The sequence below is a fragment of the Streptomyces fradiae ATCC 10745 = DSM 40063 genome (assembly GCF_008704425.1).
Classification (GTDB): domain Bacteria; phylum Actinomycetota; class Actinomycetes; order Streptomycetales; family Streptomycetaceae; genus Streptomyces; species Streptomyces fradiae.
Genome location: NZ_CP023696.1, coordinates 6,454,305 through 6,475,247 on the forward strand (window position 1 = coordinate 6,454,305; position 20,943 = coordinate 6,475,247).

General features: G+C 77.2%; 15 protein-coding genes. 6 read left to right on the top strand and 9 right to left on the bottom strand.

Annotated elements, in window-relative coordinates; genetic code table 11:
* Positions 1–50 precede the first annotated feature (50 nt).
* Positions 51–1,766 carry a glycoside hydrolase family 71 protein gene (locus CP974_RS28185; RefSeq protein WP_078915732.1) on the top strand — a complete coding sequence of 572 codons (1,716 nt, stop codon included), beginning with the start codon at positions 51–53 and terminating at the stop codon, positions 1,764–1,766.
* A 378-nt stretch (positions 1,767–2,144) separates the two neighbouring features.
* Here CP974_RS28185 and CP974_RS28190 read toward each other — a convergent pair whose 3' ends face one another.
* Positions 2,145–2,555 (bottom strand): YunG family protein, encoded by a 411-nt coding sequence (locus tag CP974_RS28190; RefSeq protein ID WP_031134335.1) that lies wholly within the window; start codon positions 2,553–2,555, stop codon positions 2,145–2,147.
* Between the two features lie 436 nt (positions 2,556–2,991).
* Here CP974_RS28190 and CP974_RS28195 point away from each other — a divergent pair, with 436 nt between their 5' ends.
* Both CP974_RS28195 and CP974_RS28200 read left to right on the top strand, forming a co-directional pair.
* Positions 2,992–5,496, top strand: a complete 2,505-nt coding sequence (locus CP974_RS28195; RefSeq protein ID WP_051839763.1) for a molybdopterin oxidoreductase family protein — start codon at positions 2,992–2,994, stop codon at positions 5,494–5,496.
* Positions 5,493–5,993 (top strand): hypothetical protein, encoded by a 501-nt coding sequence (locus CP974_RS28200; RefSeq protein ID WP_031134339.1) that lies wholly within the window; start codon positions 5,493–5,495, stop codon positions 5,991–5,993. The genes CP974_RS28195 and CP974_RS28200 overlap by 4 nt, the downstream gene beginning before the upstream one ends.
* 207 nt (positions 5,994–6,200) lie before the next feature.
* Here the strand turns inward: CP974_RS28200 and CP974_RS28205 are convergent, their stop codons facing one another.
* From CP974_RS28205 to CP974_RS28235, 7 genes are all read right to left on the bottom strand, one after another.
* Positions 6,201–6,425, bottom strand: a complete 225-nt coding sequence (locus CP974_RS28205) for a hypothetical protein (RefSeq protein WP_031134341.1) — start codon at positions 6,423–6,425, stop codon at positions 6,201–6,203.
* Between the two features lie 159 nt (positions 6,426–6,584).
* Complete coding sequence (locus CP974_RS28210) at positions 6,585–7,319, bottom strand: YqjF family protein (RefSeq protein ID WP_031134343.1); 735 nt, start codon at positions 7,317–7,319, stop codon at positions 6,585–6,587.
* 270 nt (positions 7,320–7,589) lie between these two features.
* The gene (locus CP974_RS28215; protein WP_031134345.1) at positions 7,590–9,071 is read right to left on the bottom strand and encodes a SulP family inorganic anion transporter; all 1,482 of its coding nucleotides are present in this window, start codon (positions 9,069–9,071) and stop codon (positions 7,590–7,592) included.
* Positions 9,071–9,652 carry a carbonic anhydrase gene (locus CP974_RS28220; RefSeq protein ID WP_069979214.1) on the bottom strand — a complete coding sequence of 194 codons (582 nt, stop codon included), beginning with the start codon at positions 9,650–9,652 and terminating at the stop codon, positions 9,071–9,073. Before CP974_RS28220 ends, CP974_RS28215 begins: the two co-directional genes overlap by 1 nt.
* 70 nt (positions 9,653–9,722) lie before the next feature.
* Positions 9,723–10,148: a hypothetical protein gene (locus tag CP974_RS28225; protein ID WP_031134349.1), complete on the bottom strand. Its 426-nt coding sequence runs from the start codon at positions 10,146–10,148 to the stop codon at positions 9,723–9,725.
* A 163-nt stretch (positions 10,149–10,311) separates the two neighbouring features.
* Positions 10,312–10,866, bottom strand: a complete 555-nt coding sequence (locus CP974_RS28230) for a LuxR C-terminal-related transcriptional regulator (RefSeq protein ID WP_223844521.1) — start codon at positions 10,864–10,866, stop codon at positions 10,312–10,314.
* Between the two features lie 251 nt (positions 10,867–11,117).
* Positions 11,118–11,744, bottom strand: a complete 627-nt coding sequence (locus tag CP974_RS28235; protein ID WP_031134353.1) for a helix-turn-helix transcriptional regulator — start codon at positions 11,742–11,744, stop codon at positions 11,118–11,120.
* An 813-nt stretch (positions 11,745–12,557) separates the two neighbouring features.
* Here CP974_RS28235 and CP974_RS30785 point away from each other — a divergent pair.
* The 3 genes from CP974_RS30785 to CP974_RS28255 all read left to right on the top strand — a co-directional run bounded on the left by CP974_RS30785 (position 12,558) and on the right by CP974_RS28255 (position 19,494).
* On the top strand, positions 12,558–15,980 hold the full coding sequence (locus CP974_RS30785; RefSeq protein WP_051839233.1) for a type 2 lanthipeptide synthetase LanM family protein: 3,423 nt from the start codon (positions 12,558–12,560) through the stop codon (positions 15,978–15,980).
* A gap of 128 nt (positions 15,981–16,108) precedes the next feature.
* Positions 16,109–16,489 carry a hypothetical protein gene (locus CP974_RS28250; RefSeq protein WP_037937363.1) on the top strand — a complete coding sequence of 127 codons (381 nt, stop codon included), beginning with the start codon at positions 16,109–16,111 and terminating at the stop codon, positions 16,487–16,489.
* Positions 16,490–16,584: 95 nt separating this feature from the next.
* Positions 16,585–19,494 carry a helix-turn-helix transcriptional regulator gene (locus CP974_RS28255; RefSeq protein ID WP_031130152.1) on the top strand — a complete coding sequence of 970 codons (2,910 nt, stop codon included), beginning with the start codon at positions 16,585–16,587 and terminating at the stop codon, positions 19,492–19,494.
* Between the two features lie 181 nt (positions 19,495–19,675).
* On the opposite strand, the gene CP974_RS28260 is transcribed toward CP974_RS28255, so the two are convergent.
* Positions 19,676–20,932, bottom strand: coding sequence for an MFS transporter (locus CP974_RS28260; protein WP_031130150.1), 1,257 nt, complete (start codon positions 20,930–20,932; stop codon positions 19,676–19,678).
* Between the last annotated feature and the right edge of the window lie 11 nt (positions 20,933–20,943).

Consider the following 20,943-nt stretch of genomic DNA (forward strand, 5'->3'; position numbering starts at 1 on the left):
CTACTTCTGTACGGCGCGCCGCGCACGGCGGGCGGGGGAGAGGGGCCGGGATGCGTACCGAGAAGAGCGGGCAGGACGGACAGGGCGGCGAGGGCGGCCGGGACGGCCGGGGCGGAGGCGGCGCCGGTCCGGCCGGGCCGCCGCGCCCGCGGCAGGGCGGTGCCGGACCGCACCGCGACGGCGGGGCGGCGCCCACCCGGCGGGCGGATGCCCCACCGCACCGCGGCGGGGCCGGACGCCACCGCCGCTCCCGCACCGGCCGAAGGGGCTTCACCGCCGGGGCCGTCGGCGTCCTCCTCGCCGTCCTGTGCGCCGGCCTGGCCGCCGCCTGGGACAGCCCGCGCGGCGGCACGGACGGACCCGGGGGCCCCGGCGGCGACACCCGCGCGTCCGCCACGACCGCGCTCCCCTTCGACATGCCGGACCGCGCCGCCCTGCGCGCCGGCGGCAGGATGGTGTTCGCGCACTACTTCACCCCGTACCCGCTCTCCCTCGACAACGAGGAACCCCACCGCGACTACTACGCCCGCAACTACCTCGCCCCGCACGGCGAGAACGGCAAGCACCGCGCGTACGGCGGCCTGCTGCGCGACCGCCCGCGGCCGGTCCGCCCGCAGGACGGCGACTGGGAGGCGGCCAACCTCCGGCAGGAGGTGCGCACCGCCCGCGACGCCGGCCTCGACGGCTTCACCCTGGACGTGCTGTCCCTCGCCGGCCGGAACTGGGAGCGCTGCCGGATGCTGCTGGAGGCCGCCCACGCGGTGGATCCCGGCTTCCGCATCGTGCTGATGCCGGACATGGCGTCCCTCACCACCGAGGGCCCCCGCGAGATCGCCGACGCCCTCGCCGAGCTGGCCCGCAGCCCCGCCGCGCACCGGCTGCCCGACGGGCGCCTCGTCGTCTCCCCCTTCAAGGCGGAGGCGAGGAGCGCCGCCTGGTGGTCCGGTGTCCTCGACGACCTGCGCGCCCGGCACGGCCTGCGGACCGCGTTCGTCCCCGTCTTCCTCGACTTCGACGCCAGTCACGAGGAGTTCGCCCCGATCAGCCACGGCTTCTCCGACTGGGGGGTGCGCACCCACACCCCGCCGGAGGACCCCGGCCGCCAAGCCCGCGCCGCGCACCGCCTCGGCAAGATCTGGATGCAGCCCGTGGCCGTCCAGGACGCCCGGCCCAACCAGGGTGTGTACGACGAGGCCGGGAACACCGGCACGCTCCGCGCCACCTGGGAGCGGGCCATCGCCGGCGGCGCGGACTGGGTGCAGCTCACCACCTGGAACGACTACTCCGAGACCACCCACATCGCCCCGTCGCAGCACAACGGCCACGCCTATCTCGACCTCACCTCCTACTACCTGACCCGGTTCAAGACCGGCAGATGGCCCGCCATCGTCCGCGACACGCTGTACCTCACCGCCCGCCCCCACCTTGCCGACGCCCGCCCGACCGGCGGGCAGACCCGGCTGATGACGCTGCGCGGGAGCAGCGAGCCGGCCCGCGACACGGTGGAGGTCCTGGCCTTCCTCACCCGCCCGGCGACCCTCGACGTCACCACCGGCGCCGTCACCACCAGCCGGCCGGTCCCGGCGGGGACGACGCCCGTCGTGGTGCCGCTGCGCACGGGCCGGGTCTCCGGCGCGGCCGTACGGGACGGGCGCACGGCCGCGGCGGTGGAGCTGCCGTTCCGGGTGGTCCGCCATCCTGAGGTGCAGGACCTCCAGTACCGCGCCGCGACCAGCGGCCGCCCCACCCCGCCCTGCTGCCTCTGACCCCGCCCCCCGGGGCGCCCGCCCCCTGCCCGCGCCACCGAGCCGGCCCGGGCTCCCCGGGCGCGCCGCCCCGCCCGCTCGCCCGGTCGGCTTCGTGCCCGGGCCCCCGGCCCCGGCCGTGCCGAGGCCGCGCCCGCGAGGCCCCCGGCCCGTCCACCAGGCCCCCGGCCCGTCCACCGGTCTCGCCCGCCCCGGCCGGGACGACGTGCCGGGTGATCCGGCCCCCCACGGCCCCGCCCCGCGCAGGGCCGTCCGGGCCTTAGGCAGGACCGCCGGGAACTCCCGGACCACCGCCGCGAACGGCCCCGTCCCGGTCGCGTGGACCGCGTGCCCGGCGGGCAGGTGGGCCGGCCGGGCACCGGGGACGCGCCGCTCCGGCTACGCGGCGGGCGGCGCGGGCAGCGGGCCCAGCCGCCGCTCGACGCGCTCCCGCAGGCGCAGGTACGCGTCCCAGCGGTGGGGCAGCCGGCCCGCCGGCCGCTCCACCGTACGCGCGCCGGTCACGGTCTCGCCGTCGCGGAACTGCTCACGCGTCAGGTCGACCTCCGCGCCGGAGGGCAGCCGGTTCCACCAGTGGTAGCCGAGCCGCCCTCCGCCGAGCCACACCTCGCCGTACACGAGGTCGCCGCCCAGCAGGTCGTGCACGACGAGCGCCGTGACGTCGCAGTGCCCCCGGCTCGGGTTGCCCCCCGTCCACGGCGCGCGCTCCACGTCGTCGGGCGAGCAGGTGTCGGCGGCCCAGGAGGCCCGCAGCGCCGCCTCGATGTCCCGCAGCTTCCATGTCGTCATACCCGCCAGCCTCGCAGGCCGCACTGACACCGCCGGCACGTGAGGCACCGTCAGGCGCACGTTCCGCGGCCCGGCCGGCGCCCCCTCCCCGCCGCCGCAGCCGCCGGGTCCGCCCCTGAGCCGGGCCGCGCCCCTGCGGGCGGTGAGCGCCGCCGGGCCCGGCGCACGCCGCCGGATGCCGGACGCGCGCCCTGCCCCGAGGCGCCGCACCGGGCGCGGACGCGCGCCGCCCCGCCGCCAGGCGGGAGCCCGCCGTCGTCCCGCCGGGGAGCCGGTCACGCGCCCTGCCAGGGGGTGTGCCACCAGAGGGAGGAACGAGCCGACCGGGCGTGAGACGCCCCCACCACCGGGTACCGATGGATGCCTCGGCGCCCCGTGCCCCCGCGGCCCGGCGGGCGCCGGGAACGCGAGGACGCCGATCGGAGTGGGAGCGCGCATGGGTGGGCACGTCGACCGGATCGCCGAACCCTGGGGCGGTCGCACCCCGTACGCACGGGGCGGCACCTGGCCCGTACGCGTCGACACGTACCTGGCCGACGGCCTCGACCAGGCGGCGGTGCAGCGCTGGGTGCAGTCCGCGTCGATCCTGCACTCGGACGGCGACGCGATGGACGTCGCCGTGCGGGACGGCCGCATCGTCGGGGTGCGCGGCCGGGCCGTGGACCGGGTCAACCACGGACGGCTCGGACCGAAGGACCTGTTCGGATGGCAGGCCAACGCCTCACCGGACCGCCTCACCCGCCCCCTCGTCCGCGAGGGCGGCCGGCTCGTGGAGAGCGACTGGGACACGGCCATGGGCCGGATCGCCGGCCGCACCCGGCAGCTGCTGGAGGAACGCGGTCCCGGCTCGATCGGCTTCTACACCAGCGGCCAGCTCTTCCTGGAGGAGTACTACACCCTCGCCGTCATCGCCCGCGCCGGCATCGGCACCCACCACCTCGACGGCAACACCCGGCTGTGCACCTCGACCGCCGCCGAGGCGCTGAAGGAGTCGTTCGGCTGCGACGGCCAGCCGGGGACGTACGACGACATCGACCACGCCGACACCATCGCCCTGTTCGGCCACAACATCGCCGAGACGCAGCCCGTGCAGTGGATGAGGGTCCTCGACCGGCTGGACGGCGCCGATCCGCCGCGCCTGGTGTGCGTCGACCCCCGCCCCACGCGCGTGGCCCGGCTGGCGGACGTCCATCTGGCGCCCCGCGTGGGCACCAACGCGGCCCTGCTGAACGCCCTCCTGCACGAGATCGTCCGCACCGACCGCGTCGACCACGCGTACGTCGCCGCGCACACGGTCGGCTACGAGGAGCTGGCGCGGCGCGTCGCCGGGACCACCCCCGAGTGGGCCGCGCGGATCTGCGACGTCCCCGCCGCCCGCATCCGCGAAGCCGCCGAGGTGCTCGGCACGGCCGCCCGGCTGCTGTCCACGGTCCTCCAGGGCGTGTACCAGTCGCACCAGGCCACCGCCGCCGCCGTCCAGATCAACAACCTGCACCTGCTGCGCGGCATGCTCGGCCGCCCCGGTGCCGGGGTCCTCCAGATGAACGGCCAGCCGACCGCCCAGAACACCCGCGAGTGCGGCGCCGACGGAGACCTGCCGGGCTTCCGCAACTGGCAGAACGACCAGCACGTCGCCGACCTGGCGAGGGTGTGGAACGTCGACCCGTCGGCCATCCCGCACCACGGGCCGCCCACCCACGCCATGCAGATGTTTCGCTACGCCGAGCAGGGCACCGTCCGCATGCTGTGGATCAGCGGCACCAACCCGGCGGTGTCCCTGCCGGAGCTGCGCCGCATCCGCTCCGTCCTCGCCCAGGACCGGCTGTTCGTCGTGGTGCAGGACCTGTTCCCCACCGAGACCGCGCGCCTCGCCGACGTCGTCCTGCCCGCGGCCACCTGGGGCGAGAAGACCGGCACGTTCACCAACGCCGACCGGACCGTCCACCTCTCCGACAAGGCCGTCGACCCGCCCGGCGAGGCCAGAGCCGACCTGGACGTGTTCCTCGACTACGCCGCCCGCATGGACTTCCGCGACAAGGACGGAGGACCGCTCGTCGACTGGCACGACCCGGAGTCGGCGTTCGAGGCGTGGAAGCGCTGCAGCGCGGGCCGGCCCTGCGACTACACCGGCATCACCTACGAAGGGCTGCGCGGGGGCAGCGGCATCCAGTGGCCCTGCCACACGGGCGCCCCCCGCGGCACGCCCCGGCTCTACACGGACGGCGTCACCTGGGCCGCGCCCGACGTCTGCGAGACGTACGGCAAGGACCTGGTCACCGGCGCGGCGACGGAGGCCGTCGAGTACCGGGCGCTCAACCCGGACGGCAAGGCCATGCTGAAGGCCGCCGACTACCTGCCGCCGCACGAGGAGCCCGACGAGCGGTACCCGTTCCAGCTCACCACCGGCCGCACCCTCTACCACTTCCACACCCGTACGAAGACGGGCCGCGCCCCGCAGCTCGACGGCGCGGCGCCCGACGTGTGGGTGGAGGCGTCCGCGGCCGACGCCGCCGCGCACGGGCTCGCCGAAGGCGACCTGGTCCAGGTGGCCACTGCGCGCGGCGCGCTGCGGGGGCGGCTGCGGATCACCGCCATCCGGCCCGGCCTGCTGTTCGTGCCGTTCCACTACGGCTACTGGGACACGCCGTCCGGTCAGGGCCCCGCCGAGGGCGTGCCGGGGCGGGCCGCGAACGAGGCCACCGTCACCGACTGGGACCCGGTCTCCAAGCAGCCGCTGTTCAAGACGGCCGCGGCGGCGCTCACGCTGGTCGAGCGCGGCGACGGCACCGCGGCGCCCGCCCCCACGACCACCGCGTCCGCCCCGGTCGACGGCGCCCCCGGCACCGCCCCTCGGGCCCGCACCACCGTCGGAGGGCCGTCGGCGTACGTGACCGAGTCCGGCCCCCTGCCCTGGGACGAGTACGGAGGAGACCGCGCGTGAACGGCATCGCCCTCACCCTGCGCGCCCTGCACCACGGCGAACGGAGTCTCGCCCGCCACCTGGTGGCGGCGGGCGAACGCCACAGCACCGAACACGAGGTCCGCCACGTGGCCATCGACCTCGCCGGCTGGTCGCGCGCACACGCCGACCGGCTCGCCGAGACGGCCGCCGACCGGGACGTGCGCCTCTTCGGCCCGGACAGCCCCGGCGGCCCCCCACCGGCCGGACCCCTGGCAACCCTGCGGGAGAAGGCCGCCGAGGCGCTCGGCGACCGCCCGGAACCGGGCCTGCTCCTCCTGTGGGACCTGCGCCGACTCCACCTGGCCGCCGCGGGGAACTCGGTGTACTGGGAGATGCTGGCCCAGGCGGCACAGGCCGCCAGGGACGAGGCGCTGCTGGGGCTGGTGACCGACTGCCACCCGCGGACGCTCCGCCAGATGCGCTGGACCAACACGATGATCAAAGTGCTGTCCCCCCAGACACTGACCGCCCTGTGACCACCCGCCCGCCACACCGGCCACTCCACCCGGAGCATCCCGGCGCCACGGCACCCGGACGCGCCGGCTCGCCCGGCCCACGCGGCCGCGCCGCACGGCGAAGCACCAGGGGCGGGCCTCGCACGCCGACCCACGTCGTACGCGAGCCGAGCCGCACGTTCGGGCCGCACCCCCTCGGACACGGGCACCGGCTCCCCGGCCGCAGGGTCAGGCCCGTTCGTGCGCGAACAGCTCCAGGTGGCCGCACCGGGGGCAGCGGCCGGCGTCGATCTGCCAGCGGGGGCGGCCCATCCGCTTGGCCCCGCCGAGGAAGCCGCGCTCCAGAGGCCCGGCGATCCAGCGGGCGAATCCACTGGAGTGCTCGCCGTCGTCCTCGATGAATCCTGGTTCGAGGCCGATCGCCCCGCACTGGGTGCACTTCGCCGTGTCCACCCGCCGAGCATAAGCCGCACCCCGCACCCGCCCCACGGACCCACCCACCTGGGGCGCGCCGCGCGGCGGGGCCGGCGCCGCTCGGTGGCAGCTCGGAGCCTGCACCGCGAGAGCCTGGGCGGTGCCCGCCCACGGGCCGGGTGACCGCCGGCAGTCCCGCTACACCGCCGCCGGGGCGCCGAAGAGGGCGGGGACGCCCGGGGCGTGCAGGACGCTGAGGGGCGGGCCCTCGGGGGCGGGGAGGCCCGCCGCGCTGATCAGGTCCTCCTCCAGCCGCAGGAGACGCGCGGAGTGCAGCGGCCAGGCCGGGTGGTCGTTCGGCAGGTACAGCGTCCGGCCGTACCAGTCCACGTGGAGGCCCCAGCGGGCGGTGAGGAAGGTCTCCAGCTCGTCCGGAGCGTCCAGCCGGTCGCCCACCTCCACCGCCAGGCGGTAGCCGGCCGCCCGGCCCGGCGTCAGGCGGCGGCCGGTGTAGGCGAGGCGGTCGCCCGCCCGCCGGACGCGCGCCGACGCCCAGTGGTAGGGCAGGCGGAAGGCGGCCCGCCCGGCCAGCGCCGGCAGCAGCCGGCCCGCGTCGAGGCTCAGGAACACGACCCCGCGCCGACCCCGGTCGTCCACGCTGTAGAGCCGTACGTTCGTCTCGGGGAACGTCCCCAGGTACGGCAGGCCGGGGCCCCGCCCGAACGCCACCGCCTCCATGCGGAACGGCACCAGCCCCACGTACGTCGAGCCGTCCAGCACGTCGGGCCGCGTGCCGGGCGGTAGCAGCGGCGCCACCGCGGCCGGGGGCACCGGCCAGTGCAGGAACGTCACATCCATCCACCGCTGCGACAGCACCGGGCGCCGCACGACGCGCGGGGTGGTCGCCGTGAGCGGCTCGTCCGGCTTCGTCATACCGCCCATCATCCCGGACGCGGAGCGCCGCCGGGCCGTGGCGTCGAGCGGCCGTGCGGGGGAGGTGTCCTGATTACCAGTCAGTCCGTATCCCGCCGCCCGGCCCCTATGGAACGCCGCCCTCCGTGTGGCGGGGGCGGCACCGGCCGCGGTGGGGGACCGCCGTCCCGCACCGCGCTCGAGGGTGTCCGGCCTTGACGGGCCCGGAAGGCCGTCGGTGGCCGGGTGGCCGGGTGGGCGGGGCCCGGCGCGCCGGGCCCCGTCGTGGGGTCACAAGGTCGACGGCTCCGCGGGTTTCGGCGGGGCCGTGAGCAGTGTGCTGTGACGTTCCGACCAGTTCTCCAGCGCCGTGCGGCAGGCGTGGTCGAGGTGGTGCAGGCCCGACAGGTCCAGTTCCACCGGCCGGTCGTGGGGGAGTGCCTCCAGGGTGTCGAGGATCTTCGGCAGCCGCAGGAACGTCGCGTTCCCCGACAGGTGGGCCTGGACGGGGCCGACGCCCTTGTCGACGACCGTCAGCCTGATGTGCGAGGCGTCCCACGCGGCCTTCGCCACGGACAGGGCGAGACCGATCAGCACGCCCTCGAACATGTTGACCGCCACGATCGCCACGGCCGTCACCACCAGGATCAGCGCCTCCCCCCGGTGCGCCCGCCACAGCGAGGCGACCGCGCGGAACGGGATCAGCTTCCACCCCGCGTGGACGAGGATGCCCGCGAGCGCCGCCAGCGGGATCAGCCCCAGCGTGGCGGGCAGCAGCGCGGCGAACAGCAGCAGCCACACGCCGTGCAGCACCCGCGACGCCTTCGTCTTCGCCCCGGCCTGCACGTTGGCGGAGCTGCGCACGATCACCGCCGTCATCGGCAGCGCACCGAGCACACCGCAGACCGCGTTGCCGGTGCCCTGAGCGATCAGCTCCTGGTCGTAGCGCGTACGCGGGCCGTCGTGCAGCCGGTCCACGGCGGCCGCGCTGAACAGCGACTCCGCAGAAGCGATCAGCGCGAAGGCGAGGGCCGTGCCCAGCAGGGCGACGTCCCCGAGCCGGCCGAACGCGTCGAGGCCGATCGGCTGGACGGCGCCCAGCAGCCCGTCCACCTCCACGGTGGCGATCGGCAGCCCGAGCAGCTGGGTCGCGGCCGTGGCCAGGACGACCGCGGCCAGTGCGCCCGGTACCGCGCGCACCCGCTCCGGCAGCCGCTGCCAGAGCACGACCACGGCGATGGTGCCCGCGCCGACCGCGAGGGACACCAGGGCCGTACGGCTGCCGGCCACCTCCACGATCGCGCCCGGCAGGCCGGCGATCTTGCCCAGACCGGATGCCGGGGCCTCCACCCCGGCCGCCGCGTAGACCTGTCCGGCGATGATGACGAGGCCGATGCCGGCGAGCATGCCCTCCACCACGGACACCGAGATCGCCCGGAACCAGCGGCCCCACCGCAGGGCCCCCAGGGCGATCTGGACGAGGCCCGCCAGCAGCACGATCACACCGAGGGCGGCCACGCCGAACTCGGTGACGGCCTCGAAGACGAGCACGGTCATGCCCGCCGCCGGCCCGGACACCTGGATGCTGCTGCCGCGCATCAGGCCGGTGACCAGGCCGCCCACGATCCCGGTGACCAGCCCCAGTTCGGCCGGAACACCGGAGGCGACCGCGACGCCCAGGCACAGCGGCACGGCGACGAGGAACACGACGAGCGACGCGGCGAAGTCCTGCCGCAGGTGGGGGAAGCGGGCCGGCACGGTGTTCGCCCGCATCACAGCGACTCGAAGGTGTCGCTGCCCGCGCGGTGCTCCCGCACGGACCCGGTGTGCACCTCGTAGTACCAGCCGCGCAGTCTCACCCGGCCGTCCCGCAGCCGCTGCTCCACGCACGGGTACGAGCGCAGCCGCAGGAGCTGGGCGAGGACGTGGTGCTGCACGGCGTCGGCGACGGCCGGGTCGTCGGGCCGCCCCGGCGTCGGCTCCGGCGCGGCGTGCGCCAGCCACTCGCGCACGGCCGGTACGGCGCTGAGGTCGTCGCCCCGCACCAGCGCGCCGACGGCGCCGCAGTGGGAGTGGCCGCACACGACCACGTCCCGCACGCCGAGGACCTCCACGGCGTACTCGATGGTGGCGGCCTCGCCGGTGGGGCGGCCCGAGGTGTACGGGGGGACGATGTTGCCCGCGGTGCGCAGCTCGAAGAGCTGGCCGGGGCGGGCGCCCGTGATCAGGGCGGGGACGACCCGCGAGTCGGAGCAGGTGATGAAGAGGACCTCGGGCGACTGGCCCTCGGCGAGTTTGGCGAACTCCTCAGGGCGCTGTCCGAACGTACGGGCGTTGTCGATGAGGGGCTGCATAGGGGTTTCCTCCTGGCGCGCGGCGGTTGCGCGTCGGACCGATGAGACGGGGCCTGGTGGTCGGCGCCCGTCAGCAGCGGAAGACCTGGAGGTCGGCCAGCGAGCGCGCGGCACGCGGTCTCTCGCGGTGCGGCAGGGGGCACGGCCCCGCCCGCAGGTGGTCCGCCGCCAGCTCCTCGGCGCAGGCGGGGCGGGAGGACACCGGAGGCAGGAGCGCGTGGGCGCCCGTACGGGGCCGGTTGCGGTCGCGCAGGGCGCCGCTGACGCTCGCCCCGTGCTGCTCGCACTCCCGTAACCCGGCGCCCGCCTGCTGCGCGGCGGACGGTGCGTGCACCCGCTGGCCCTCGGGGCCCGCGTACGGCCCGGCGGTGCGGCTCTGCGCCGGGGCGGCGAGGACCAGCAGGTGCACGCCGACGAGGACCAGCACGGAGAGGGGCAGCACGAGGAGGGTCAGGACGGCGGGCGGAGCCGTCCTGACCGAAGCGTGTGCGCGCATGTGCCGTCCCTCCCATCCCCGCTACCACGGGCCCCTCGTGCACCAAGACACCGCAAAGTCCGGGTCAATAGGAAGTAATATCCATCGGGACGGCTCGTGCATGACGACACGGTGAACAAAGGGGTTAATCGACTGAAAAGCCCCTCTATTTGGCGCAAAGAAATCAGATGAGACTCCACCGGACGGCGCAGGCCACGGCCTGGGCGCGGGTGCGGGCCTGGAGGCGGCCCATCAGTTCGTACACGGTGTTCTTCACCGTGTGCGGGGAGCACGACAGCGTCTGGGCGATCACCGCGTTCCCGTGTCCCTCCGCCATCAGCGCCAGTACCGACTGCTGGCGCGGCGTCAGGCGCGGCGGGTCCGCCGCCCTCGCCCCGCCGAGCAGCTGTACCAGCGCCGAGTACGGGACGCGGCCGTCGCCGTGCCACGCCCCGTACACCGCCGCCGCCAGCTGCTCCGGCGTCAGGTCGGAGGAGCGCAGCACGGCGCGCACGCCCGCCCGCAGCGCGTCCCGCAGCCCGGACGGCGAGACGGTGTCGCACACCGCCAGGAACCGGTCGCCCGGCCCGGAACGCAGCGCCACGGCCTCCTCGACCGTCGCGGTGACCGCCACGGTGACCCCGCCCGGCCCGCCGGCCGGATCGATGCCCGCCTGCCGCAGCATCGCCCCGACCCGGCCGGTCGCCGCGAGCCGCCCGGTCGCCGGGAGGACCCGCACCCGTATCCCGGCACCTGTCCGCTCGCCCGCGTGGGGGATCGCCTTCGCGGGGGAGGTCTGCGGGGCCGGTGGGGGCGGCGCGGTCTGGATGGCCGGTGGGGCCGGTGGAGGCGGTGGGGGCGGTGGGGTTCGGATGGCCGGTGGGGTCGGGATGGCCGGTGGGGGCGGTGCGAGGGGGGTCGGCGCAAGGAGGGGCCGGGCGGCGAGGGCCTGCGCGAGGGGGGCCGGCGGGGTCTGCGCGACGGTGGCCGTCACAGCAGGCCCGTCCGCAGCGCGTAGGCGACGGCGTGCGCCCGGTTGCGCAGCCTGAACCGGCGCGTGATGTCGTGCACCACCGCCGTCACCGTGCGCGGCGAGTAGCACAGGCGCCGCGCGATCTCGTTCGTCTCGTGGCCGTCCGCCACCATCCGCAGCACCGAGCGCTCCCGGTCGTCCAGGCTCGCCCCCGCCCACGCGGGTGACGCCCCGTCGGCGCCCGCGCCGCCCGCCTCGGCGTGCCTGAGCAGCCGGTCCAGCAGGTCGGGCGGGAGGGTGCAGTCGCCGCGGGCGGCGGCCAGCGCGGCGCGGGTGAGCCGCGCCGCGTCCGCCTCGCAGCGGCGCAGCAGGCCCCGCGCCCCGGCCGCCAGGGCGTGCAGGGCGTCACCGGGCGCCAGCCGGCTGGCCACGAGCACCACCTCGGGCTGCGACGGGGCCTCACGGACCGACCGGAGGGCGTCCAGCTCGGAAGGCGACACCTGGTCGACGGTCATCACGACGACCCGCGGCTCGCCGGCCGCGGTGGTGAGGGCGATCTCCGGACACGCCGACAGAGTGCTCCGGATGCCGGCCTCCAGCACCGGGTCCAGGGCGACGACGCTGACGAGCACGGGTTCTCCCACCGAGTCCTCCAAACATGCGACGTGGTTGAGGCACTGCACCCAGCGTCAGGCCGCCGTACCCGGCCGTACATCGGGCTCCCGCCCCCACATTTCCCGCCAGGCGGGCGGACCGGGTGGGGACGGGGGCGGGGCGGACGGGCACGCACGGCACCGGTACGGCGCGGCACGGCGCGGCACGGGTGGGGCGGGGGGCGGTGGACGGGCGAGGCGCGTCGGACGGGCGGGCCGAGGTGGGCGAGCGGGCCGAGGTGGGCGGGCCCGGGTGCGTGGTTGGGGGGCGGGAGTCGCGGGTCCGGTCAGGCCGGGCGGGGTGGGTCCGGGCGGAGTGGGGCGGCCGGCAGGGGGGGGCGGGAGCGCTGTCGGGCGGGGCGGGTGCGCCGGGTCGGCGGGGCGTCCGCGGGGGCCGCGCCCATGCGGGGCGCGGGGGCGTCCGTACCGTCGGCGGCGGGCCGACCTGCACCGTCGTGCGCGCCGTCGTGCGCGTCGGCCGCGGAGGGTGCGAGCGGGGCCGTGCCGTCGCCGGCCGTGCGCGCCGCTGCCCCGGCTGCCCCGGCCGCCTCCCGGCCGCCCCCGGCCGGTCCGGGCGCTCCGCGTGCCGCCGGGGAGTGTGGCCGTTCGCGCTGGTGGCGCGGTCTGCCGGGCCGTCCGGCCCCCGTACGCGCACGGGCCCGGCCCGCCGCCGCACGCGCTCGTGTACGCGGCCGTCGTACCGGAGGCTCCCCCGGCCGTCGCGCCGGGGGTGGGGGTGCCCGCGCAGAATATGGGGGACCGGCCCCCATGTGCCCGGCGCCGGGCTCTGGGAGCTTCGTTCCCGTGACTGACACCGCCCTCGCCCGAGAAACCCGGCTCGGCCCGCTGCCCGCCGCCTGGTGGGCCCCCGGCCTCACCCTGCGGGAACGGCTGGCCGCGCCGGACGCCCCCGCGGCGCCCCCCGCGCCCGGCGCGCGGACACGGGTGCCGTGGGGCATCGGGGACGCCGACGGCTTCACCGGCCGGCTGGCCTCGCTCGGCGTCGGCGAGGACACCGCCCTCGCCCTCGCGGCCGAACCGGCCGGCCGCCTCGCGGCCCGCACCGGCAAGCCCGAGTGGGCCCGCTTCGTGGAGGGCGCCCTGACCGGCCGCGCCGGCGAGAGCGCCCCCGGCGGCGGGACGGGCGCCCGTGACGGCGCTGCCGACGGCGCGTACGACGGCGAGCGGGGCGGCGGCGAGCGGGGCGGCCGGGCCCATGGGGACGGCCCGGCGGGGCAGGGTGCGCCCGGCGGCCCGGCGGGCCGGGGGGAGACGCGGACCGCCGCCGGGGCGGACGTGTTCGCGCCGGTGCTCCGGCCGCTGGTCGCCGCCGCCTGGGCGGCCGCCGCCGCCCTGCCCGGCGCGGCCACCGCCCTGAGTACGGTGCCCGCCGACACCGCCGCGGCCCGGACCGCCTTCACCGCCCTGCTGGACGGGCGGCTCGCCCACCAGGCGGCCCGCACCCTCGTCACCGAACTGCACCGGGCCCGCGACACCGGGCTGCTCGCCGGGGCCACCCCCGAGGAGCGCTTCGCCTCCTTCCTGGACGGCCTGCGCGCCCCCGGCGCCCTCGCCGCCCTGCTCGGCCGCTACCCGGTGCTCGCCCGCATGCTGGGCGAGACCTGCCTCCACACGGCGTCCGCCACCGCCGAACTCCTCGGCCGCTACGCCGAGGACCGCCCCGCCATCGTCGCCGGACTGTGCGACGGCGCCGACCCCGGCCCGCTCGTCCGCGTCGACCTCGACCGGGGCGACGCCCACCAGGGCGGCCGGTCCGTCGCCCTGCTGCGGTTCGCGGATGGACGCACCGTCGTCTACAAGCCCCGCCCCCTGGACCAGCACGTCCTGCTCGACCGGGCCGTGGCCTGGCTCAACGCGAAGGCGCCCGGCCTCGCCCTGCGCACGCCCCGCACCCTGCTCCGCTCCGGCCACGGCTGGATGGAGTTCATCGAGCACCGCTGGTGCCGCACCCCGCTCGAACTCGACCGGTTCTACCGGCGCCAGGGCGCGCTGCTCGCCCTGCTGTACGCGCTCGACGCCGTCGACATGCACTACGAGAACGTCATCGCCCAGGGCGACCAGCCGCTCCTCGTGGACGCCGAGACGCTGCTCCACGCCGACCTCCCGCAGGCGGCGACCGCCGGCCCCGACCCGGCGGCGGAGGCCCTGCGCGTCTCCGTCCACCGCACCTGCCTGCTGCCCAGCCTGCTCATCGGCGACAACGGCGCCCTCGACATCTCCGGGCTCGGCGGCGCCGACGGGGAGGCGTACCCCAGCGACGGCATGCGCTGGGAGGCGGCCGGCACGGACGAGATGCGCATGGTGCGCGGCCCGGTGCCCAGCGCCGCCGCGCAGAACCGGCCCGTCCCCGAGGGCCGCCCCGTCCGCCACGCCGACCACCGGGCCGCCCTGCTGGAGGGGTTCCGGGACGCGTACGGCACCATCGCCGCCCACCGCGACGAGCTGCTCGGCGGCCTCCTCGACCGCTGGGCGGACGGACGCGGCCGGCTCATCGCCCGCCCCACCCGCCTCTACGCCACCCTGCTGGAGGAGTCCACCCACCCCGGTGTCCTCGGCGACGCCCTCGCCCGGGAGTCGGTGTTCTCCCTGCTGTGGAGCGAATCCGAGCTGGACCCCGCCCGGCAGCGCCTCGTCGAGCACGAGATCGCCGACCTGTGGGCCGGCGACGTGCCCTTCTTCGCCCACCGCCCCGCCCTGTCCGCCGTGTGGACGGCGCGCGGCACCCGCCTCGACGGTCTCCTCCCGCGCCCCGCCCTGGACGCCGCCCGCGACAAGATCGCCGCGATGGGCGAGGTCGACCGCTACGACCAGGAGTGGATCGTCAACGCCACACTCGCCGTCTCCCACGCCAACACCGGCACGCGGGCGCCCCGTTCGGAGCTGTCCGTGCGCCCCGCGACGCCCGTGGCACCCGACGCGTCACGCCTGCTGAGCGCCGCCTGCGGCATCGCCGACGAGATCGCCGCCCGCGCCGTGCACGGGGACGGACGCGTCAACTGGCTGGGCCTGGAGGAGGTCGCCCCCGGCCACTGGGCGGTCCTGCCGATGGGCGCCGGGCTGGCCCAGGGGTACTGCGGGGTCGCGCTGTTCCTCGCCGAGCTCGGCGCGCTCGCCGGGGCCCGGCGCTACACCGACCTCGCCCGGCGGGCCCTGCGCCCCCTGCCGGGGCTGCTGGCCGCGCTCGCCGGCGACCCCGGGCTGGGCGCCGCCGCCGGGCCGGGTGCGCTCCACGGACTGGGCGGCGTCGTCTACGCCGCCGCCCGGCTCGCCCCGCTCCTCGACGAGGGCCTGTACGAGGCCCTGCCCACCGCGCTCGGCGCCCTCGAGCGGGCGACGCACGCCGAGGGTCCCGGCGGCCTTGACGACGACCCGCCCACCGGACTGGCGGACGGCCTCGCCGGCGCGCTGGCCGCGGCCCTGGCCGCCCACCGCACCGGAGCGGCACCCGGCGCCGCCGCCCTCGCCCGGCGGCTGGCCGGGCGGCTGGCCGGCGCGGCGGCGAAGCCGACCGGCGACCCCGGCTTCGCGCGCGGCGACGCCGGGACGGGATGGGCCCTGCTGCGGTACGCGGCGGCCCGGCCCGCGCAGCCGGCCGGGACGAGCGGGCCCGCCCCGGAGCCGTACACCTCCGTCGGCACCGCCCTGCTGCGGTCCGCCCTCACGGCCCTCCCGCGCCCGGCGGGGCACCTGACCGGTTCGGCTCCCGCGGGGCGGGCGACCGGCCCTGACCGGGTGACCGGGCCTGACCGGGGGACCGGCCCGGACCGGGCGGGGGCGCCCGGCGCGGACCCGGCGGGGCGCGCGTCCGGCTGGTACGCGGGCGCGTCCGGTGTCGCCCTGGCGGCCCTGGACGCGCTGCCGCCCGCCGAGGGCGCCCTCGCCGACGCCGACCACTGGGTCCGCCGGCTGGACGCCGCAGGTCCCCCGGCCGACCTGAGCCTGCGCCACGGGGCGCTCGGCGAGCTGGAGCTGCTGGCCGAGCTCGCCGGGCGCGGGCACGACGGCGCCCGCGACGCGCTCACGCGCCGCACCGGCGAGGTGCTGGGCGGCATCGAGCAGTACGGCCACCGCTGCGGCACCCCCGGCCACGTCCCCTCGCCCGGTCTCCTCACCGGCCTCTCCGGCATCGGCCACCAGCTGCTCCGGCTGGCCTTCCCGGACGAGGTCCCCTCCGTCCTCCTCCTCGGCACCCGGCCGCGCGGCTGACCACCACCGGCCGCCTCCCGGACCACCGCACCACGCGACACCCGCACCACCTCCGCACCGCCGCGCCATCTCCCGCACCCCTCCCGCGACCCACCGCGACCCCACGCGACAGAAAGGCGACCACTGCCATGCGGAACACGCCCGCCACCGCCCCGTCCGCCACCGCCACCGCCGCCGTCCTCTCCGTCGAAACGCCCGCGACGCCCGCGGCCTCCGAGCCGTCCGGCGCGGCCCCCGCCGCCGCGTCCTCCGCCCCCGCAGCGCCCGCGACCGCCGCCGCCCCCGCCGCCCCGGCCGCCGCGACCCCCGGTGCCGCTCCCGCCAGAGCCCGCGCCACGGCCCGGGCGACCGCCCGCACCGCCGACCCCGCCGGAGGCATCGCCCTCTCCGGCCGCAACCGGGCCTGCGCCCGCGCCCGCGCCCTGTCCGGAATGGTCCTCACCAGCGGCATCGTCATCACCCTCAGCTCCTTCGACACCAGCGTCTCCGCCCCCAACGCGCAGGGCTGACACGGGCGCCGCCCCCGCGGCGGGGCGGCCCGGCCGGAAGGGGCGGCTTCCGCACCCGTTGACCGGTTCGCAGCGGTGAGCACTAGCATGCGCTCATGCGTTCACATGTTCCGCACATCGTCGGACGTGACCTCCATCTGCGGGAACTCGCCGGTGCGTTGACCGACGCGTGCGCACAGCGCGGGCGGGGCGTGTTCCTCGTGGGCGAGGCGGGCATCGGCAAGACCCGGCTCGCCGCCGAGGCGGTCGGCATGGCCGTCGACCACGGGATGCGGGTACTGCGGGGCCGGAGCACCACCACCGGCCCCGCCGTCCCCTTCCGGCCCCTCACCGAGGCCCTGATGTCGCTCTTCCGCGGCGGCGAACCCCTCGACGACCTGCCGCTCGGCCCCTACCGGCCGGTCCTCGGGCGGCTGATCCCCGACTGGGGCGGCGACGTCCCGGCCGGCAGCTCCATGATCGTCCTCGGTGAGGCGGTGCTCCGGCTGCTCATCGCCACCGGCCGGGACCGCGGGACGCTGCTGCTCCTGGAGGACCTGCACGACGCCGACCCCGAGACGCTGGCCGTCGTCGAGTACCTGGTCGACAACCTCGACCAGGCGCCCGTCCTGCTCGTCGCCACCATCCGCACCGAGCCCTGCGACGCCCTCGACCTGGCCGAGTCGGCCCGCTGGCGGCGCGTGGGCACCACCCTCGACCTGGCCCCCCTCACCCGCGCCGAGGTCGCCGCACTCGCCGCCTCCCAGCTCGGCACCGACCCGGCCGGGGTGCCGGCGCCCGCCCTCGACCGGCTGTGGGAGGACAGCGCGGGCAGCCCCCTCCTCGCCGAGGAGCGGCTCCAATCCATGATCACCAGCGGATCGCTGGTCAACGGCGACGACGGCTGGAAGGTCGTCGGCGACCTGCGCGGCGACGTCTCCACCTCCATGGCCAAGGGCCTCCTCCAGCGCATCGACCGGCTCGGGCCGCGGGGGCGCGACCTCTTCTCCGCCGCCGCCGTCATCGGCCGCCGCTTCCCCCTCACCGTCCTCCAGCACGTCACCGGCGCCGACGACCGCGAGCTCCTCAGCCACCTGCACGCCGGGGTCGCCTCCCGGCTCGTCGTCCCCGACGAGCCCGCCCCCGACTGGTACGCCTTCCGCCATCCGCTCACCGTCGAGGCGCTGTTCACCCAGCTCACCCCCGGCCGCCGCGCCGAGCTCGCCGGCCGCGCCGCCACCGCCGTGCAGGCCCTCCACCCGGAACTGGAGGGCGACTGGTGCCAGCTCGCCGCCGGGCTCCGCTCCGAGGAGGGCGACGTCACCGAGGCGGGACGCCTCTTCGCCGAGGCCGGGCGGCGCGCCCTGGCCGCCGGGGCGATCAGCTCCGCCGTCACCCTGCTCTCCCGCGCCGAACGGCTGCTCGCCGACAGCGGCGACGCCGTCCGCCGCGCCGAGGTGCTGGAGACGCTGCTCCCCGCGCTCGCCGAGACCGGCGACTTCGGCCGGGCGTTCAGCCTCGCGCGCGAGCTGAACGCCCTGGCCGGCACCGACCTGACGGTCTCCCGGCTCGCCGTCCTCCACACCCGCCTCGCCAAGGTCGCCCACACCGCAGGCCGCTGGGAGGACGGCAACCGCGCCGTCGCCCACGCCCGCGCCCTGCTGCGGCGTAGCCCCGACGAGAGGGCGGGCGCCCTCGTCGACGTCGCCGCCGCCTACCTGGCCCTCGACACCCCCGGCCCCGACTGCACCCAGCAGGCGGAGAAGCTGGCCCGCTCCGCCCTCCAGGCCGCCGAGCGCCACGCCCTGCCCTCCGCCGTCTGCCAGGCGTGGGAACTCCTCGCCACCCTCGCCCGCGAACGGGACTTCGACGAGTCCACCGGCCTGCTGGAGTCCGCCCTCCTCACCGCGGAGCAGCACCGCCTGCCCCTCCAGCGGATGTACGCGCTCACCCGCATCGGCGGCAACAACTGGCTCACCGACGGCAGCACGGGCCCGCTGCTCGCCGCCCGCGACGAGGCCCTGCGGGTCGGCTCGGCCACCATCGTCCACACCATCGACGGCATCCTCGTCCTCGACGCCGTGCTGCGCGCCGACTTCGGCGCGGCCCGCCGCGCCGGCGACGAGTGCCTCGCCGTCGTCCAGCGCCTGCGCCTCGCCCCGGCCAGCCGGTACGTGCTCATGGCCCAGGCCGCCCTCGCCGCCCACCAGGGCGACCGGGCCGCCATGGAGCGGGCCCTGGCCGCGTTCGCCGACTGGGACGGCTCCGGTTCGCAGGAGGAGCCGCTCACCATCGGGCTCGCCCGCGCCTTCTGCGCCCTCATGGAGGAGGACAGGACCGGAGCCGTCCGCGCCCTGCGCGACGTCGCCGACCTGGAGCACGCCAACCCCAGCACGTACTACCTCAGCGGGCGGTACGGGATCGGCGTCCTCCTCGACGTGCTGGCCGGGGACGCCGGGCGGGCCGAGCAGGAGGAGATCGCGGCGACCGCGCCCGGCCGCATGCGGTGGAACCGGCAGTTCGTGCTGTTCGCCGACGCCGTGCTGCTGGGCCGGGAGGGCCGCGCCGCCGAGGCCGGGGAGGCCGCCGCCGAGGCGCTGCGCGCCGCCGAGCCGTACCCGACGGCGCTGCACCTGGCGCTGCGGCTGCTGTCGGAGGACGCCCACGCGCACGGCTGGGGCGAGCCGGTCGCCTGGCTGCGCCGCGCGGAGCACCACTTCCACCAGACGTCCGTGCCCGCCGTCACCAACGCCTGCCGCGCCGCGCTGCGCCGGCTCGGCGCCCCCGTCCACCAGCACCGCTCCGGCAGCAGCCGCATCCCCGAGCAGCTGCGCGCGCTCGGCGTCACGGTCCGCGAGTACGAGGTGTTCCAGCTCCTGCCGGAGCGGCTGGGCAACAAGGAGATAGCCGACCGGCTGTACATCTCCCCCCGCACGGTTGAGAAGCACATCGCCAGCCTGGGCTCGAAGACCGGGCGGAGCAGCCGGGCGGCGCTGTGCGAGTTCTCGGTCGCCTTCGCCCCCTGACGGCCCGTCCGGTCCGGGGCCCGTCCGGTCCGGGGTCCGTCCGGTCCGGGCCCGTCCGGCCCGGGTACCGGCCCGCCCGCCACGGCCGCGTGGACCGCACCGCCCCCGAGGGGCCGTGCGGTCCACGCGCGCGTCCCCGCGCCCGCGCCGGCGCCGCTCGGCGCGGCGCCCGCACCGCCGCTCAGCGCATCGCCCGCACCGTCCGCGAGGCGAGCACGCCCAGTCCGGTCACCGTCAGCAGCACCGCCGTCAGCGCGAACATCGGCCCCGCGCCGGAGCCGGCCAGCGCCCCGCAGACGACGAGCGACAGGGGCGCGACGGCGTACCCGAGGACCATGTCCACGGAGATCACCCGGCTGAGCACCGCCCCGTCGATGTTCCGCTGGATCCAGCTCACCCCGAACACGCCCTGGAAGCCGATGCCGAATCCCATCATCAGCACCGTGCCGAGCGCCGCCGCGATGTCGCCGACCGTCCCGAGGACGGCCATGCCGAGGGCGAGCCAGCCGGCCAGCGCCGCGATCAGCAGCCCGACCCTCGGCCGGCCGCCGACCAGGCCGCCCGCGAGCGCGCCCAGCATGGCCCCGCCCGCCAGGGCCCCGTTGAGGAGGCCCAGCGTCGTCGAGCCGCCCGCCAGGTCGATCTTCGCCAGCGTCGCGAACCCCACGGTGAACGGGCCGGAGTGGCAGAACGTCACCGCCATGTCCACCACCAGCACCGTACGGATCCGCGGGTCGTCCCACGCGTACCGCAGGCCCTCCCGGATGCGGGCGCCCAGCGACGCGGCCGGCGCCGCCGCCCCGGCCCGCGCGCCGTCCTCGTCCGGCTCCTTCGGCAGCGTCCTGATCCGGGACACGCACAGCCCGCACAGCGCGAAGCAGACGCCGTCCACGAGGAACGCCACCGGCGCGTCGGTCACGGCCACCACCAGGCCGCCCACGGCCGGGCCCAGCACGGCCGACACCTTGGCGCCGACGCCCAGCAGGGCGTTGGCGGGCGCCAGCGTCTCCTTGCCGACCACCGTCGGCAGGATCGACGCCCGCGCCGGCTGGAAGAACGCGTCCACCGCGCCGAACAGCGCCGCCGCCACGCAGAGCAGCCACACCGTCAAGGACCCGGCCAGCCCCAGCAGCCCCACCGACACCATCAGCGCGGCCCGCGCCCAGCTCGAGAAGGCCATCAGCGTCCGGCTGGACCACGTGTCGCTCAGCGACCCGCCGACCAGCGTCAGCACCGCCCTCGGCACCGCCTGGCACGCCAGCACCCACCCGAGCGTCAGCGTCGAGCCGGTGAGGCTCAGGGTGATCCACGAGAACGCGATGTAGCTGAAGCCGTCGCCGAGCAGGGACAGGGACTGGCCCATCCACAGCAGCCGGAACGACCGCTGCCGGGCGGGGGACCAGAGCCGGGCCCCCGCGCTCGTCAGAGTGTTCGCCATGTCGAACCCTT

Bases quoted from the DNA above. Each gene is read 5' to 3' on its own strand.
- CP974_RS28185 (WP_078915732.1), top strand. From the start codon at position 51: ATGCGTACCGAGAAGAGCGGGCAGGACGGACAGGGCGGCGAGGGCGGC.
- CP974_RS28190 (WP_031134335.1), bottom strand. From the start codon at position 2,555: ATGACGACATGGAAGCTGCGGGACATCGAGGCGGCGCTGCGGGCCTCC.
- CP974_RS28195 (WP_051839763.1), top strand. From the start codon at position 2,992: ATGGGTGGGCACGTCGACCGGATCGCCGAACCCTGGGGCGGTCGCACC.
- CP974_RS28210 (WP_031134343.1), bottom strand. From the start codon at position 7,319: ATGACGAAGCCGGACGAGCCGCTCACGGCGACCACCCCGCGCGTCGTG.
- CP974_RS28215 (WP_031134345.1), bottom strand. From the start codon at position 9,071: ATGCGGGCGAACACCGTGCCGGCCCGCTTCCCCCACCTGCGGCAGGAC.
- CP974_RS28220 (WP_069979214.1), bottom strand. From the start codon at position 9,652: ATGCAGCCCCTCATCGACAACGCCCGTACGTTCGGACAGCGCCCTGAG.
- CP974_RS28225 (WP_031134349.1), bottom strand. From the start codon at position 10,148: ATGCGCGCACACGCTTCGGTCAGGACGGCTCCGCCCGCCGTCCTGACC.
- CP974_RS28250 (WP_037937363.1), top strand. From the start codon at position 16,109: ATGCGGAACACGCCCGCCACCGCCCCGTCCGCCACCGCCACCGCCGCC.
- CP974_RS28255 (WP_031130152.1), top strand. From the start codon at position 16,585: ATGCGTTCACATGTTCCGCACATCGTCGGACGTGACCTCCATCTGCGG.
- CP974_RS28260 (WP_031130150.1), bottom strand. From the start codon at position 20,932: ATGGCGAACACTCTGACGAGCGCGGGGGCCCGGCTCTGGTCCCCCGCC.